General features: G+C 72.4%; 17 protein-coding genes. 12 read left to right on the top strand and 5 right to left on the bottom strand.

Translation table 11 applies throughout. The annotated features are described in order from the left end of the window. Positions 1-144: 144 nt before the first annotated feature. Both AB0J52_RS09965 and AB0J52_RS09960 read right to left on the bottom strand, forming a co-directional pair. Positions 145-1,434: a serine hydrolase domain-containing protein gene (locus tag AB0J52_RS09965; protein ID WP_500181203.1), complete on the bottom strand. Its 1,290-nt coding sequence runs from the start codon at positions 1,432-1,434 to the stop codon at positions 145-147. Positions 1,435-1,524: 90 nt separating this feature from the next. After that, complete coding sequence (locus AB0J52_RS09960; protein WP_500181202.1) at positions 1,525-2,352, bottom strand: VanW family protein; 828 nt, start codon at positions 2,350-2,352, stop codon at positions 1,525-1,527. Between the two features lie 397 nt (positions 2,353-2,749). On the opposite strand from AB0J52_RS09960, the gene AB0J52_RS09955 reads away from it, so the two are divergent. Then, positions 2,750-3,418: a sulfotransferase family protein gene (locus tag AB0J52_RS09955; RefSeq protein WP_500181201.1), complete on the top strand. Its 669-nt coding sequence runs from the start codon at positions 2,750-2,752 to the stop codon at positions 3,416-3,418. 45 nt (positions 3,419-3,463) lie between these two features. Here AB0J52_RS09955 and AB0J52_RS09950 read toward each other — a convergent pair whose 3' ends face one another. Then, a complete protein-coding gene (locus AB0J52_RS09950; RefSeq protein WP_500181200.1) occupies positions 3,464-3,685 on the bottom strand; it encodes a DUF6158 family protein in 222 nt (73 codons plus the stop codon). 187 nt (positions 3,686-3,872) lie between these two features. Here AB0J52_RS09950 and AB0J52_RS09945 point away from each other — a divergent pair, with 187 nt between their 5' ends. Together AB0J52_RS09945 and AB0J52_RS09940 are read left to right on the top strand one after the other, a co-directional pair. Continuing rightward, a complete protein-coding gene (locus AB0J52_RS09945; RefSeq protein ID WP_500181199.1) occupies positions 3,873-4,313 on the top strand; it encodes a 2,4'-dihydroxyacetophenone dioxygenase family protein in 441 nt (146 codons plus the stop codon). Continuing rightward, positions 4,310-5,476, top strand: coding sequence for a cytochrome P450 (locus AB0J52_RS09940; protein ID WP_500181198.1), 1,167 nt, complete (start codon positions 4,310-4,312; stop codon positions 5,474-5,476). Before AB0J52_RS09945 ends, AB0J52_RS09940 begins: the two co-directional genes overlap by 4 nt. 19 nt (positions 5,477-5,495) lie before the next feature. On the opposite strand, the gene AB0J52_RS09935 is transcribed toward AB0J52_RS09940, so the two are convergent. Beyond that, entirely contained in the window at positions 5,496-7,037 is a 1,542-nt protein-coding gene (locus AB0J52_RS09935; RefSeq protein ID WP_500181197.1) for a bifunctional phosphatase PAP2/diacylglycerol kinase family protein, read from the bottom strand. A 252-nt stretch (positions 7,038-7,289) separates the two neighbouring features. On the opposite strand from AB0J52_RS09935, the gene AB0J52_RS09930 reads away from it, so the two are divergent. The 3 genes from AB0J52_RS09930 (at position 7,290) to AB0J52_RS09920 (ending at position 9,765) form a co-directional block, all read left to right on the top strand. Next, positions 7,290-8,273, top strand: coding sequence for an ABC transporter permease (locus AB0J52_RS09930; RefSeq protein WP_500181196.1), 984 nt, complete (start codon positions 7,290-7,292; stop codon positions 8,271-8,273). Continuing rightward, positions 8,266-9,060 (top strand): ABC transporter ATP-binding protein, encoded by a 795-nt coding sequence (locus AB0J52_RS09925; protein ID WP_500181195.1) that lies wholly within the window; start codon positions 8,266-8,268, stop codon positions 9,058-9,060. The genes AB0J52_RS09930 and AB0J52_RS09925 overlap by 8 nt, the downstream gene beginning before the upstream one ends. A gap of 180 nt (positions 9,061-9,240) precedes the next feature. Beyond that, positions 9,241-9,765, top strand: a complete 525-nt coding sequence (locus tag AB0J52_RS09920; RefSeq protein ID WP_500181194.1) for a YbhB/YbcL family Raf kinase inhibitor-like protein — start codon at positions 9,241-9,243, stop codon at positions 9,763-9,765. A 63-nt stretch (positions 9,766-9,828) separates the two neighbouring features. Here AB0J52_RS09920 and AB0J52_RS09915 read toward each other — a convergent pair whose 3' ends face one another. Further along, complete coding sequence (locus AB0J52_RS09915) at positions 9,829-10,257, bottom strand: MarR family winged helix-turn-helix transcriptional regulator (RefSeq protein ID WP_500181193.1); 429 nt, start codon at positions 10,255-10,257, stop codon at positions 9,829-9,831. Between the two features lie 99 nt (positions 10,258-10,356). Here AB0J52_RS09915 and AB0J52_RS09910 point away from each other — a divergent pair, with 99 nt between their 5' ends. From AB0J52_RS09910 to AB0J52_RS09885, 6 genes are all read left to right on the top strand, one after another. Beyond that, complete coding sequence (locus tag AB0J52_RS09910) at positions 10,357-10,689, top strand: DMT family transporter (RefSeq protein ID WP_500181192.1); 333 nt, start codon at positions 10,357-10,359, stop codon at positions 10,687-10,689. A 44-nt stretch (positions 10,690-10,733) separates the two neighbouring features. Then, on the top strand, positions 10,734-11,054 hold the full coding sequence (locus AB0J52_RS09905) for a DMT family transporter (protein WP_500181191.1): 321 nt from the start codon (positions 10,734-10,736) through the stop codon (positions 11,052-11,054). 154 nt (positions 11,055-11,208) lie between these two features. After that, on the top strand, positions 11,209-11,901 hold the full coding sequence (locus AB0J52_RS09900; protein WP_500181190.1) for an ABC transporter ATP-binding protein: 693 nt from the start codon (positions 11,209-11,211) through the stop codon (positions 11,899-11,901). Next, positions 11,898-12,641 carry an ABC transporter permease gene (locus AB0J52_RS09895; protein ID WP_500181189.1) on the top strand — a complete coding sequence of 248 codons (744 nt, stop codon included), beginning with the start codon at positions 11,898-11,900 and terminating at the stop codon, positions 12,639-12,641. The genes AB0J52_RS09900 and AB0J52_RS09895 overlap by 4 nt, the downstream gene beginning before the upstream one ends. Positions 12,642-12,680: 39 nt before the next feature. After that, entirely contained in the window at positions 12,681-13,328 is a 648-nt protein-coding gene (locus AB0J52_RS09890) for a response regulator (protein WP_500181204.1), read from the top strand. Positions 13,329-13,347: 19 nt separating this feature from the next. Continuing rightward, positions 13,348-13,646 (top strand): DUF7134 domain-containing protein (locus tag AB0J52_RS09885; protein ID WP_500181188.1); only part of this gene is annotated, 299 nt, incomplete at its 3' end.

Below are 13,646 nucleotides of genomic sequence, written 5' to 3'. Positions count from 1 at the left end.
TATCTGGCGGCTTCAACGCCGTCCGGCAGTTCGCGCCGTGGCGGGAACGGCATCGGATCATGCCGTTCCCGCGCCGCCTGGACGACCAGTTCGCGCGCGCCGCCCGCATTCGCGGCGAGGCGACGGGTTAGAGGGTCGCCCGTTTTAGAAGTAGGACCCGTACAGATCGCCGGTGGGCCACGTCCGGACGGCGTTCGCGGCCTTGTGCAGCGCGCCGTCGATGTCGCCGTAGGAGGGCTGGGTGCCTTCCTGCCGCTGGTCGAACAGCACCGCCCACGTCAGCCCGTCGAAGCGGCGGACGAGCAGGGTGCTCGTGCCCGCCAGGCTGCCGTCATGCCAGGTGTTGCGGCCGCCGGTGACCGGCCGGACCATCCAGCCCGCGCCGTAGTACCAGCCGTTCGAGTTGATCCCCGTCTCCGGCTTGGCGAACGCGCGGGAGATCGACGCGGCGTTCAGCACGGACGTGCCGCCGTCGTAGATCCGCGCGAACCGGGTCAGGTCCACCGCGCTGCTGAGCCAGCCGCCGTGCGCGTCCATGTTCTCGATGTTGAACCCGCCGTACGGGAACGCGACCTGCCTGCCGCTGTTGTCGTAGACGGTCCGGCCCTTGTAGGACGAGTAGTACGGCACCTCGCCGGCGGCCTTCGTCAGGCCGTGGGCGAGCTTCATCCGCTTGATGCCGCGCGGTCCCAGCACCTTCGCCTGGACATAGGACGCGTAGGACTGCCCGGAGACCTTCTCGATGATCCGGCCGAGCAGCATGTAGCCGTAGTTGCTGTAGGCGTAGGCGCTGCCGGGCTTGTGGTCGAGCTTGCGGCCCGACTCCCACTTCATGATGTCGGCGCGGCTGACCGGCAGGCCCTTGTGCAGCGCCTTGGCGATCGCCGCGTCCTGGAACATCGGGTCGGGCGACTTGGCGCGGTCCCAGCCGCCGAGGTGCTGCAGCAGCCGCAGGACGGTCACGTCCTTGAGCCTCGGGTCGGCGGTGGTCGGCAGCTTAAGGAGCGTCGCGACCTTGTCGGTCGGCTTGAGCCTGCCGTCCTGGATGAGCCGCAGGACGGCGGTCGCGGTGATCGGCTTGGAGATGCTGGCGATGCGGAACAGCGAGGTCGGTCCGGTCTTCAGCGCGGTGTCCGCGCTCCAGGTGTAGCCGCGCGCGAGCAGCAGCTTCCCCTTGCGGGCGACGGCGAGCTGGCCGCACGGGATGTTCCGCGCCTGCATGAAGCTCTTCACCGTCGCGTCGAAGCCGCCGAGCCCGGGCAGCGCCTGCCCGGTGACCTTCCAGCCGCGGGCCGCGGCCGGGCCGTTCTGCGCCACGGCGGACGCGTCGTGCGCGCCGCCGCCCTCACCGCACGCGGCCAGCAGCGCGGGCCCGCCCACGCCGAGCGCCGCGAGCCTGCCGAAGTCCCTTCGCCTGAACGCCGGAGTTTCCATGGTCCGCGACGGTAGCGCACGTTGATCGCTGGATTGAGCGCCTTTGTCCGCACCGGCGGTGGCGCGCCGCTCAGCGTCGGAGCGGGCCATTCAGCGTCCGGTGCAGGTGACCTTGGGTTCCGGCTGGTAGACGGTGTGGAAGCGGTCGCGGCGGACGGTCCTGCCGTCGCGCGACAGCGTCCGGTAGACGTCGATCTGGAAGCCGGGCCCGCCGGGCATCGGGACGCAGCGGCGGCTCGCGTCGGTGAAGGTCCCGGCGCGGGTGAGGGCGTACCGCTTGGACGTGGCGGCCTTCACCTCGTACTTCGGCGTCCCCCACAGGGCGACGGTCAGGGAGTCCTCGGTGACGCGGGTGCTGATGCGGACCGGTCCGCCCGAGTCGTTGCGCCAGACGAGGTCGAGCGACGGCCAGGCCACCGCCGCCTCCCGGCCCCGCGGGTACTCGGGCATCCACAACGTGTGCGGATGCGACTTGGTGATCTTCAGCCCGGCCTCGAACACCGCGTTCCACAGCGTCGCCGAGACCTGGCAGATGCCGCCGCCGAGGTCGTCCACCAGCCGGGACCCGACGATCGTCGGCGCGGGCACGTAGCCGCGGCGCGCGCTGCGCGGCCCGACGACCTTGTTGAACGAGAACGAGTCGCCGGCCGGGACGACATGGCCGTCGATGGCCTCCGCGCCGAGCCGGATGTTCGTCACGCGCGCCTCGCCGGGCTTGAACTCGGTGGTGTAGCTGGCGAGCTGCCGCGATCCGTCATGCGGGGCGGTGGCGGCGGGCCGGGCCGAGGACGGATCCGCGGGACGGCGCCCGTCGGCTCCGGGGCCCGCGCCGACGGGCGACCGCAGGGCCGGGCCTCCCCCCGCCGCGAACGCGTACCCGCCGGCGAGCGCGACCGCCGCGACCGGCACACCGGTCATGACGGGCCACCATCGGCGCATCCGTTCCGTACGTCCCGGATGCCTCCTCCGATGCCGGACCATGACCGGGCCCCACCTCCAACCGCGCGGACGACCCGGCCCACGTTACGCAAAGGCCACCGGCGGGTGCCCACTTTCGGACATCCCAAATGGGATAGATCACGCGAGGTAAACCGATCGGCCGTCCCAACCGTCGGTATGACGTCTCCGCAGGTCAGATCGCCAGGCCCGGACGGGGATCACGGGGGGACGCGAGGACGGCGCCAGGCCGGCCGTGCTCGCCCTCGACACCCTCCGATGGCCGCCGCGGGCCGTCCGACGTCCTTTTCGGTCAGGTCTCCGTCACTTTGGCCGTGTGCGCCTTGACCGGGCCGTCGCGGAATGTGACGGTCACGGCGTGGACGTCATCGGCGCGGGATACGGGCGCACCGGCACCCTCTCCCTGAAGACCGCTCTGGAACGGCTCGGCTTCGGCCCCTGCCACCACATGATGGAGATGCGCCGCCCCGGCCAGCTCCAGGCGTGGCTGGCCAAGACGCGCGGTGAACCCGTCCCGTGGGAGACGCTGTTCACCGGCTACCGCTCGGCGGTGGACTGGCCGTCCGCCGCCTACTGGCGCGAGACCACCGCCCACTACGAGGCAGCGAAGGTCGTGCTGAGCGTGCGGGACCCCCACGCGTGGGCCGCGAGCATGCGCACGACGATCCTGGACCAGCACGCCCGGACCGGCCGTCCGTCAGGGCGGGCGATGGTCGCGCTGTCGTCGATGCTCGGCACGCAGTTCGCGGCGTTCGCGGAGATGACGTCGTCCATGCCCGAGCTGCGGGGTTTCGTCGATCTGTCCGACGAGGAGCTGGCGGCGCGGTTCGAGCGGCACACGGCCGAGGTCGTCGAGACCGTCCCGGCCGACCGGCTGCTGGTCTACGAGGTGAAGCAGGGCTGGGAGCCGCTGTGCGCGTTCCTTGGCGTCCCCGTGCCGGACGAGCCGTTCCCGCGCGTCAACGACAGCGCCGAGTTCAGCGCGCAGGCCCGCCGCAGGATCCTGCGCATGGTCGTCACCCGCTGACCCCGCCGGCGACGGGCCGCGCGGGGTGGTCGGCGGATAGGACGGTCAGCGGGCTCGGGCGCCGGCGCGGAGCCTCTCGGGGTCCACTTCGCGGCCCGGCCTGCGGCGCACGTACTCGGCCTCGTACTGGTTCATCCGGCGGGTGTGCTCGCTGAACGCGTTGTCGGACCCGTGCCGGAGCGTCTCCATGCGGGTGGCATAGAGATGTCCCAGTTCGCGCAGCAGGTCGTCCTCGCCGAGGTCGCTCGGGTCAACACCGTTGGGCATCGCGCTCTCCTCCGATCCGTGCGGACGGCACCGCTCGCACCCTTACCCGGCCGCGCCCGGACGAACCGGACCGCGCCGATCAAGCTCCGCACCGGGCCGGTCAGGCTCCGCACCGGAGAGCGCCTGGGCGGAGCCGGGGGGCCCGTGGGCCTTGTGCCCGAGAGATTGCCTACCTAGCGTTTGCTCCATGACTGAGGCGATCACGGTCGGGCACGTCCACGACGACGACATCCCCTGGGTGCAGGCGGGGCCGGTGGGGCTGAAGGTGCTGCAGGTCACGGCGGACACGTGGGTCGTCCGCAACCGGTTCGCCGCCGGGTTCGGGCTGCCGACGCACAAGCACACGGGCTCCGTCCACGCCCACACCTTCTCGGGCCGCTGGCGGTACGCCGAGTACGGCGTCGACTACGTCGCCGGGACCTTCATCCACGAGCCCCCGGGATCGGTCCACACGCTGACCGTCCTGGAGGACGACACCGAGATCCTCTTCGTGGTCCAGGGCGCGTTCATCGAGTACGGCGAGGACGGGCAGATCAGCGGTGTCGTGGACGGCGAGTCCACGCTGAACGCCTACCTGGCCCTCTGCGACGCCGCCGCGATCCCGCGTCCGGCCGGCATCCTGCGGTGATCGCCGAGGACTTCCCCGACGGCGCGTTCGGCTCCGGGCACCCGTTCGGGCTCTACGCGGAGATCCGCGAGCGGAGCCCGGTCCGGCATCCGGCGCTGCCACTGTGGATCGCCGGCTCGCACGCGCAGGTGCAGCGGGCCGCGGCCGACCCGGAGGCGTTCCGGTCCCGGGACGGGATCCTCGTCTCGGAGATCGGGAGCAGCTACGCCGCGCCGCCGACGATCATGCACACCGATCCGCCGGACCACACCCGGTACCGGGGGCTGGTCGCCCCGGCGTTCCGCCCTGCCGTCACCCGGGCACTGGAGGGGGCGGTCCGCGACCGTGTGCGCACGCTGCTGGACGGGCTGCCGCCGGATTTCGACGCGGTGGCCGGGCTCGCCGTCCCGCTGCCGCTGCAGGTGATCTGCCTGCTGCTCGGCGTCCCGGAGGCGGACTGGCCGCGGTTCCACCGCTGGACCGAGGCGATCGTCCCGGGGGCGTCCGACCTTCCGGCGGACGAGCGGGACGCGCTGCGCGTCGAGTGCGGCACGTTCCTCCTGGAGACCGCGCACCGGCGGCGCGCCGAGCCCCGCGACGACGTGATCTCCCGGCTCGCGCTGGCCGAGCTGGACGGCGACCGGCTCACCGACCTGGAACTGGTGATGTTCCTGATCCAGCTGCTGGTGGCCGGGAACGAGACGACCCGGCACGCGATCTCGGGCGGGCTGCTGGCGTTCGCGTCCCACCCAGCCCAGTGGACGACGCTCCGCGACCGGCCGGGCCTGCTGCCGTCGGCGGTCGAGGAGATCCTGCGCTGGACCTCGCCGGTCGCCTACTTCCTGCGGACCGCGACCCGGGACGTCCCGCTCGGCGAGGCCGTGGTCCGCGCGGGTGAACACGTGATGCTGCTGTTCGGCGCGGCGAACCACGACCCGGCCGCCTTCGGGCGGGACGCCGGGCGGTTCGACATCGCGCGCCGTCCGGCCGGCCCGAACCTGGCCTTCGGGTACGGGCCGCACTTCTGCCTCGGCGCGGCGCTGGCCCGGATGGAGATCCGGATCCTGCTGGAGGAGGCCCTGCTGCGCCATCCGCGCCTGACCGTGACCGGCGCGCCCGCCTGGAACGGCTCACCCGTGGTGACCGGCCTCACCCGCCTCCCGCTGACCGGCTCCGCCCGCTGAGCTTCCCGGGCCTGGCGCGTCAGTGCGGTCGGAGCGGTACGAAGACCTGGAGCGCGCGGGGATCGACGGTGAACCTGACCGTGGACGGAAGCTCGGTGACCTCTCCGTCCACCGCGATCTTGAACCCGCCGTTCTTGTGCGTGAGCTCCAGCACACCGCTCTTCCAGTCCCGGAGGCCCGGAGCAAGGTGGAGGCCGCCGGCCATCACGGACGCCAGCGCCCGCGCGCGCGGGACGTGCCGGCCGATCTCGACGAGGCGGATGTCGAAGAGACCGTCGTTCAGGCTCGTCCGCCAGGTCGGGGCGGGGCCGCGCGAGCCGTAGACGCCGTTTCCGACGAACGCGAGCCAGACCTTGCGCGGGACCCCGTCCACGATCATGTCGTGCGGTTCGAAGCCGCGCAGCGTGCGGACGGCGGCCACGGCCATCGCGGGCCACTTGCCGAGCCGTCCCTCCAGCTTCTCCCGCCGGCTGACCAGGTGCGTGTAGGCCCCGAAGCTCGCGGTGTTGAGGAAGGTGATGTCGCCGGGGGACACGCGGCCCACGTCCACGCGGCCGATGCGGCCGTCCCGGTAGGCGGTCACGGCGTCGGTGACGGTCTCGATGCCGAGCGCGCGGGCGAAGTGGTCGAAGGTGCCGCCGGGGACGACCAGCAGCGGCACCTTGTTGGCGAGGGCGGCGCGGGCGGCGGCGTTCACCGTGCCGTCACCGCCGACGACGGCCAGGGCCTCGGCCCGGGAGGCGGCGTCGTCCAGGATCCGGGCCAGGTCGCCGCCGACCACACCGTCCCCCTCGCCGTCCTCGGAGAACCGGATGACCTCGGCGGCGGGCAGCTCGCGCTCCAGGATCCGGGCGACCGACTCGGCCCGGCTGGGCAGCGGCGAGTCGTCCCCGTGGTTGGAGCCGGACCCCATGTTCACCACGGCGACGACCCCGCGGCCCTCGCCGTCCACGACCATCTGCTCGGTGGCGGTGGGCGAGACCTTCGCGATCGCCGGACGCGCGGGCCAGACCATCCGGGTGCCGGCGGCGGCGAGGACGCCGACCGCCGCGCCCGCCAGGACGTCCCCCGGGTAGTGCGCGCCGGTGTAGACGCGGGAGAAGCCGACGGCGGCGGCGAGCCCGGCGATCGGGGCGGCCACGGCGGGCGGGGCCTCCATGGCGACGCCCGCGGCGAACGCGGCGGCCGAGGCGGTGTGGCCGGACGGGAAGGCGTGCGAGGTCGGCAGCTTCCAGCGGATCCGGACCGGCGGCACCAGGTCCACGACCGGTCGGCGGCGGCGGAACGCCTGCTTGCCGAGCAGGTTGACGACCGGGCTGGCCACCGCGATCCCGGCGAGGCCGCGCAGGGCGGCGCGGCGCAGCCGGGGGCGGCCCGAGGCGCCGAGCGCCGCCGCCGTGCCGAACCACAGGACGCCGTGGTCGGCGGTGTGGGAGAGCCTGGGGAGGACGCCTTCGAGGCCGGGCAGCCGGGCCGCGGCGACCCAGGCGAACGCGTCCCGGTCCAGGCGGCCGAGTCGTGCCAGCAGGCCACCGCCGCCGCCGGCCGCTCCTCCGGCCACGGGGGGTGCGGTCTTCGGTGCCGTCCGGTGAGTCGATTGCATGAGACGGGTATCCCCCACGAGAGGAACATGATTCCCCCCGATCACGCGACGGAGAGCGGCCTCGCGGCGGACGGGCCGCCGAGCCCTGGGGGTGTGACGTTGACCACAAATAACCGTGACGTCCCAGAACCTCCCGTTTTCGGTCAGTGTGGGGCCTCAAATAAGGGCGAACGTCTCGCACAGACTGCTGTCTGCAATAGGCTTCCGAGCATGAGTCACCCGGAACCGACCGGCTCCTCGGGTGGCGAGTCGGTCGGCACACTCGCGGAACCCCCACGCATGAACATCGGGAGCAGCGAGTCCCTGGCCGCCTACGCCGCCCGGTTCGGCCTCAAGCAGAGCGCCGCCCGCCCCCCGCTGCGCAAGTACCTGCAGGAAGTCTGGGACCGGCGCCACTTCATCTGGGCGTTCGCGTCAGCGAAGAACATCGCGATGTACAGCGACTCCCGCCTGGGCCAGGTGTGGCAGCTGCTCACGCCTCTGCTGAACGTCGGCGTCTACTTCCTGATCTTCGGGCTGCTGCTCAACACCTCACGCGGGCTGCCGGACTTCCTGCCGTTCCTGGTGACCGGCGTGTTCATGTTCGGCTTCATGCAGCGCTCCATCCAGTCGGGCTCCAAGTCGGTCGGCGACAACCTGTCGCTGATCCGGGCGCTGCACTTCCCGCGCGCCACGCTGCCGCTCGCCATCGCGGTCGTGGAGTTCCAGCAGCTGCTGCTCTCGCTGGTCGTCCTGATGGTCATCGTGATCGGGTTCGGCGAGCCGCTCTCCCCGCACATGCTGCTGTTCGTCCCGGTGATCGGGATGCAGCTCATGTTCAACGTCGGCGCCGGGATGATGATGGCCCGGCTGGGCGCGTTCAACCGCGACATCACCCAGCTGCTGCCGTTCGTCACCCGCACCTGGCTGTACCTGTCCGGCGTGATCTGGTCGATCCCGCTGCTGATCAAGGACAGCTCGTTCCTGAAGTCGCACGCCTGGATCGGCGAGGTCCTCAAGGCGAACCCGGGCTATGTGTACGTGGAGCTGAGCCGGCACACCCTGCTCGGCAAGTACCGGCACTACGTCCACCACGACCTGCACGAGCACTCGACCGCCCAGCTGTGGATCTACGCCCTGCTCTGGGCCGTGGTGGCCCTCGTGGCCGGGTTCATGTTCTTCTACCGTGCCGAGGAGCGATACGGCCGTGGTTAACGCCCAGCTGGCGCAGAACCCCGTGGACATCGACCCGACGCGCGACCCGATCGTCGTGGTGGACGGCCTGCACATCGTCTACCGCGTGTACGGCGCGGGCGGCAAGGGCAACGCCGCGTCCGCGATGTCCCGGGTGATCAAGCGGCAGAAGCGTCCGAGCATGACCGAGGTGCACGCGATCAAGGGCCTGTCCTTCGTCGCCTACCGCGGCGAGGCGGTCGGCGTGATCGGCACCAACGGCTCCGGCAAGTCCACGCTGCTGCAGGCCATCGCGGGCCTGCTGCCGCCCGCCCGCGGCGGGGTCTACACCGACGGCCAGCCGTCGCTGCTGGGCGTCAACGCCGCCCTGATGAAGGACCTCACCGGCGAGCGCAACATCGTCCTCGGCTGCCTGGCGATGGGCATGACCCCGCAGGAGACCCGGGAGAAGTACCAGGACGTCGTCGACTTCGCCGGCCTCAAGGAGGGCTTCATCAACTACCCCATGCGGACGTACTCGTCCGGCATGGGCGCCCGGCTCCGGTTCGCGATCGCCGCGGCCAAGACCCACGACGTGCTGCTGATCGACGAGGCGCTGGCCACCGGCGACGGCAAGTTCCGCGCCAAGTCCAAGCGGCGGATCGAGGAGCTGCGCAAGGAGGCGGGCGCGGTGTTCCTGGTCGCGCACCAGCTCGACGTGGTCCGCGAGACCTGCGACCGGGTGATCTGGCTGGACGACGGCCAGATGCGCATGGACGGCGACCCCGACGAGGTCATCAAGGCCTACACCGAGGCCACCCAGAAGTAACGCGCCTTCCGGACCCCGCCCGATCGGCCCTCACCGGCCCGGGCGGGGTCTTCCCGCGTTCGGGTGCCGTTGCCGGACTCGGCGGGGGCATGGACGGTCCGCCGGGGCCGACGGGCCCGACGGACCCGGCGGAGAGCCTGATAGGTATGGGGAAAACGGCTATCAGGAGGAGGACTGACCATGGCCGGCAAGCCGCCGCTCCCGCACGAGCACCTGCCCGAGGTCCCGTCGTTCACGCTGGAGAGCGACGACATCGCCGATGGGGAGCACCTGGCGAACAGGCACGTGTTCAACGACTGGGGCTTCTCCGGTGAGAACCTGTCGCCGCACCTGCGCTGGTCGGGCTTCCCCGCCGAGACCAAGAGCTTCGCGGTGACCTGCTACGACCCGGACGCCCCGACCGGCTCCGGTTTCTGGCACTGGCTGCTGTTCGACGTCCCGGCGGACGTCACCGAGCTCGCGACCGGTGCGGGCACCGCCGACGCCAAGGTCGGCGTGCAGGCCCGCAACGACTACGGGAACAGGGAGTTCGGCGGGGCCGCGCCGCCGCCCGGCGACCCGCACCGCTACGTCTTCACCGTCCACGCCCTGGACGTGGACTCCCTGGGCGTCCCGTCCGACGCGATGCCCGCCGTGGTCGGCTTCAACATCACCGCCCACACCCTGGCGCGCGCCTCCCTCGTGCCGGTCTACGGCACCAAGTGACCCCGCGGTGAGGGCACCCTTGCGGTGCCCTCACTCCTCCGGCCACAGCCGCCCCGGCGTCCGCTACTCGGCCGGACGCGTCGCGCCCAGCACCTCGGCGGTCTCGTCCGCCTCGTCCAGGGCCGCGGTGAGGGCCGCCTCGTAGACGGGGCGGGCCTGCCGGTAGCGCTCCCGCCCGGCGTCGGTGATCACCGTGTAGACGCCGCGCCGGTCGTCCGGGCAGAGGTCGCGGTAGCAGTACCCGGCGGCGTCGAGCCGTCCGGCCAGGCGGGTGACCGAGCTCTGGTTCAGGCCGAGCCCGGCGGCGAGGTCCTGCATGCGCAGCTCGCCGTCGGGAGCCTCGGCCAGCAGGGCCAGCGCGCGGTACTCCGAGAGACCCAGCCCGTGCTCCCGCTGCAGGACGGTGCCGAGCCGCTGCTCCACCCGCGCGTGCAGCGCGAGGACCCGGTTCCACAGCCGCGCGTCGGCCCGTCCCTGAAGCGTCGTCTTCATCGCCGCCGTCCCTCCGTACTGATTGACACGAGATTACTTGTACATGCATACTCTTGCCCAGCCTAATTTGCACGTACATACAAATACTTGGAGCTTCCCATGGCGTGGATCTACCTGCTCATCGCCTCGGTCTTCGAAGTGGTGTTCGCGCTCGCCACCAACGCGACGCACGGCTTCACCGAGCTCTGGCCGTCCCTGCTCACCGCCGCCGCGGCCGCGGGCGGGATCTACTTCCTCAGCCAGGCCCTCAAGACCCTGGACGTCGGGGTCGGCTACACGGTCTGGACCGGCATCGGCTCGGTCGGCACCGTCGCCCTCGGCACCGTGATCTTCCACGAGTCCATGACGGTCTGGAAGGCCCTGGCGTTCGTCCTGATCATCGGCGGCGTGCTCGGCCTCAAGCTGTCCGACAAGCTCTCCCCCGCCTCCTGAACCCCCCCTCCCGAACCCCTCCCGACCCGGAACGGAGTCCCCCCATGGCCTGGTTCTTCCTCGCGCTCGCCATCGTCTTCGAGATCGCCTTCGCCCTCGGCACCAACGCGACCCACGGCTTCACCCGGCTGTGGCCCTCGGTCCTGACCCTGCTGGCGGCGAGCGGCGGCATCTTCACGCTCAGCCTCGCCCTGCGCACCCTCGACGTCAGCGTCGGCTACACCATCTGGACGGGCATCGGCTCGATCGGCACCGTCCTGTTCGGGGCGCTGATCTACAAGGAGAGGATCACCCTCCCCAAGCTCCTCTCCTTCGCCGCCATCATCGCCGGCGCCCTCACCCTCAAACTCGCCTCCGGCCTCTGAGCGGGCGCCCAGGGCGGCCGTACCTCCTCACGACCCCCCTGCCGGAGTCCGGCGCGGACGTCCGCGCCGGACTCGTCGAGTTCGCCGGTCGTCCTCTGGGTTGAGGGACCGGGGGGCGATGTGCTCCGGGGGCGGGGAGTGTGAGCGTGGGGGCGTGATCGAAGTCGAAGGGCTCTGCAAGCGGTATGGGTCGGTCACGGCCGTGGACGGTCTCTCGTTCACGGCTCGGCCGGGGATGGTGACCGGGTTTCTGGGGCCCAATGGGGCCGGGAAGTCCACGACGATGCGGATGATGCTCGGCCTGGCGGCTCCCGACGCGGGGCGGGCGCTCGTCGCGGGGCGGCGGTACGGGGAGCTGAGACGTCCGTTGCTGCAGGTCGGGGCGCTGCTGGAGACGGCCGCGCCGCACCGGGGGCGGAGCGGGCACGCGCATCTGCTGTGGCTCGCGCGGTCGCAGGGGATCGGGGTGCGGCGCGTCCGGGAGGTGTTGGAGCTGGTCGGGCTCGCGGACGCCGGTCGGCGGCGCGTCGGCGGATACTCGCAGGGGATGCGGCAGCGGCTCGGGCTCGCGGCGGCGCTGCTCGGGGATCCGGAGGTCGTGGTCCTGGACGAGCCCGCGAACGGCCTCGACCCCGAGGGGATCCGGTGGCTTCGGGGGCTGCTGCGCGGGCTCGCCTCGGAGGGGCGGACCGTCCTGGTGTCGAGTCACCTGATCGGGGAGGTGGCCCGGACGGCCGACCGGCTCGTCGTCGTCGCGCGGGGCCGCCTCGTCGCCGATGCCGGGACGTCCGCGTTCACGGGCGACCTTGAGGACGAGTTCCTGCGGCTGACGGGCGGTGCGCGGTGATCGACCTGGTGCGGGCCGAACTCGTGAAGCTCCGGACCGTCCGGGGGCCGCTCGTCGCGCTGGCGCTGGTGCCGGTCGTCAGCATCGGCGTGGGAGCGCTGAACGGGGCGTCCGGACGGCAGGCGCTCGACTCGCACAGCCTGATGGTGCGGCCGGACTTCACCGCGCAGCAGGCGGGGTTCGACGGCGTCCAGTACGGGATGCTCGCGCTGATCGTGTTCGGGGTGCTGGCCGTGTCGGGGGATCCGCTCGGGCCCGCGCTGCTCGCGGTGCCGGGGCGGGCGCGGTTCCACGCGGCGAAGCTGGTCACGGTCGTGCTGGTGGCCCTGCCGGTCGTGGCGTTCTCGGTAGTGGCCTCGGACGCCGTCACGCAGGCGGCGCTCGGGCCGTACGGGAAGTCGCTGGGCGAGAGCGGGGTGCCGGGCGCGCTCGTCGGCGCCGTCGCGTATCTGACGGGGATGTGCGTGCTCGCGGCGGGCCTCACGATGATGACGCGGACCGCGCTGGTGCCGCTGGCCGTGCTGTTGCCGCTGGTCACCGTGGGGTCGCAACTGCTGACGATCTCCGAGGCGAGCAGGCCCGCCGCGCGGTTCCTGCCCGACCGGGCGGGGGCGCGGCTGCTGGCCGTCCGGCCGGAGCACGGCGAGCCGGGGTCCGCGCTCGGCGGCGCGGTGCTGCTGGCCTGGGTGGCGGCGGCGGTCGCGGGCGGGCTGCTCGTGCTGCGGAAGCGGGACGTGTGAGGGTTACGCTTCCGGCATTCCGGACGACGAGGAGGCGTTCTGAGCGAGGCGGTCCGGGTCCTGATAGCGGAGGACCAGGCGTTGCTGCGGGGCAGCTTCCGGCTGCTCGTCGAGTCGGCGCCCGACCTGGCGGTCGTCGGCGAGGCGGGCGACGGGGAGCGGGCGGTGGAACTGGCGCGGCGGCTGCGGCCGGACGTGGTGCTCATGGACGTCCGGATGCCCGTCCTGGACGGCGTGGAGGCGACCCGGCGGATCTGCGGCGACCCGGACGCGGGCGGCGCGCGGGTGCTGGTGCTGACGATGTTCGACCTCGACGCGTACGTGTTCGCGGCGCTGCGGGCGGGCGCGAGCGGGTTCCTGCTGAAGGACACGCGCCCGGCCGACCTGCTGGAGGGGATCAGGGTCGTCGCGTCCGGGGACAGCATGCTCGCGCCGTCGGTGGCGCGGCGGCTGGTCGAGGCGTTCGCGCGGCGGACCGAGGTCGCGATCGACGGCATCACCGACCGGGAGCGGGACGTGCTGCGGCTGGTCGCCGAGGGACTGAGCAACGCCGAGATCGCCGAGCGGCTGCGGCTCGGCCTGCCGACGGTGAAGACGCACGTCGGGCGGCTGCTGAGCAAGCTGCACGCCCGCGACCGCGCCCAGCTCGTGATCGTGGCCTACGAGTCGGGCCTCGCGGGCCGGTGACGCGGACGGCGGTGCGCGGGTGGTGAGGCGCGCGGTCAGGCAGGGGGTCGGGAACGCCGCGGTGGCGTGCGGGCTCGCCGTGCTGCCACCGCTGGTGGGACTCCAGCCGCTGGACGGACGGGCCTGGGCCGTGTCGGTTGCGGCGGCGCTGCCGTTGGCCGTGCGTCGCCGGTGGCCCGTCGCGGTGTTCGCGGTGTCGGCCGCGGTGTCGGTTCTCGGGATCGGGGTCGGGGCGGGGGCGTTCCTCGCAGCGGCGCTCGCGCTGTACACGGTCGCGTCCGGGCGCATGGCGGCGCGCGGGCCGTCGACCGGGCTCGT

It is taken from the genome of Spirillospora sp. NPDC049652 (assembly GCF_040675125.1).
GTDB lineage: Bacteria > Actinomycetota > Actinomycetes > Streptosporangiales > Streptosporangiaceae > Spirillospora.
This window is presented reverse-complemented; position numbering and strand designations above follow the sequence as displayed.

Excerpts from the sequence above, each read along its gene's own strand:
- AB0J52_RS09905 (WP_500181191.1), top strand. The coding sequence starts at position 10,734 with ATGGCCTGGTTCTTCCTCGCGCTCGCCATCGTCTTCGAGATCGCCTTC.
- AB0J52_RS09950 (WP_500181200.1), bottom strand. The coding sequence starts at position 3,685 with ATGCCCAACGGTGTTGACCCGAGCGACCTCGGCGAGGACGACCTGCTG.
- AB0J52_RS09930 (WP_500181196.1), top strand. The coding sequence starts at position 7,290 with ATGAGTCACCCGGAACCGACCGGCTCCTCGGGTGGCGAGTCGGTCGGC.
- AB0J52_RS09945 (WP_500181199.1), top strand. The coding sequence starts at position 3,873 with ATGACTGAGGCGATCACGGTCGGGCACGTCCACGACGACGACATCCCC.
- AB0J52_RS09920 (WP_500181194.1), top strand. The coding sequence starts at position 9,241 with ATGGCCGGCAAGCCGCCGCTCCCGCACGAGCACCTGCCCGAGGTCCCG.
- AB0J52_RS09960 (WP_500181202.1), bottom strand. The coding sequence starts at position 2,352 with ATGACCGGTGTGCCGGTCGCGGCGGTCGCGCTCGCCGGCGGGTACGCG.
- AB0J52_RS09915 (WP_500181193.1), bottom strand. The coding sequence starts at position 10,257 with ATGAAGACGACGCTTCAGGGACGGGCCGACGCGCGGCTGTGGAACCGG.
- AB0J52_RS09910 (WP_500181192.1), top strand. The coding sequence starts at position 10,357 with ATGGCGTGGATCTACCTGCTCATCGCCTCGGTCTTCGAAGTGGTGTTC.
- AB0J52_RS09965 (WP_500181203.1), bottom strand. The coding sequence starts at position 1,434 with ATGGAAACTCCGGCGTTCAGGCGAAGGGACTTCGGCAGGCTCGCGGCG.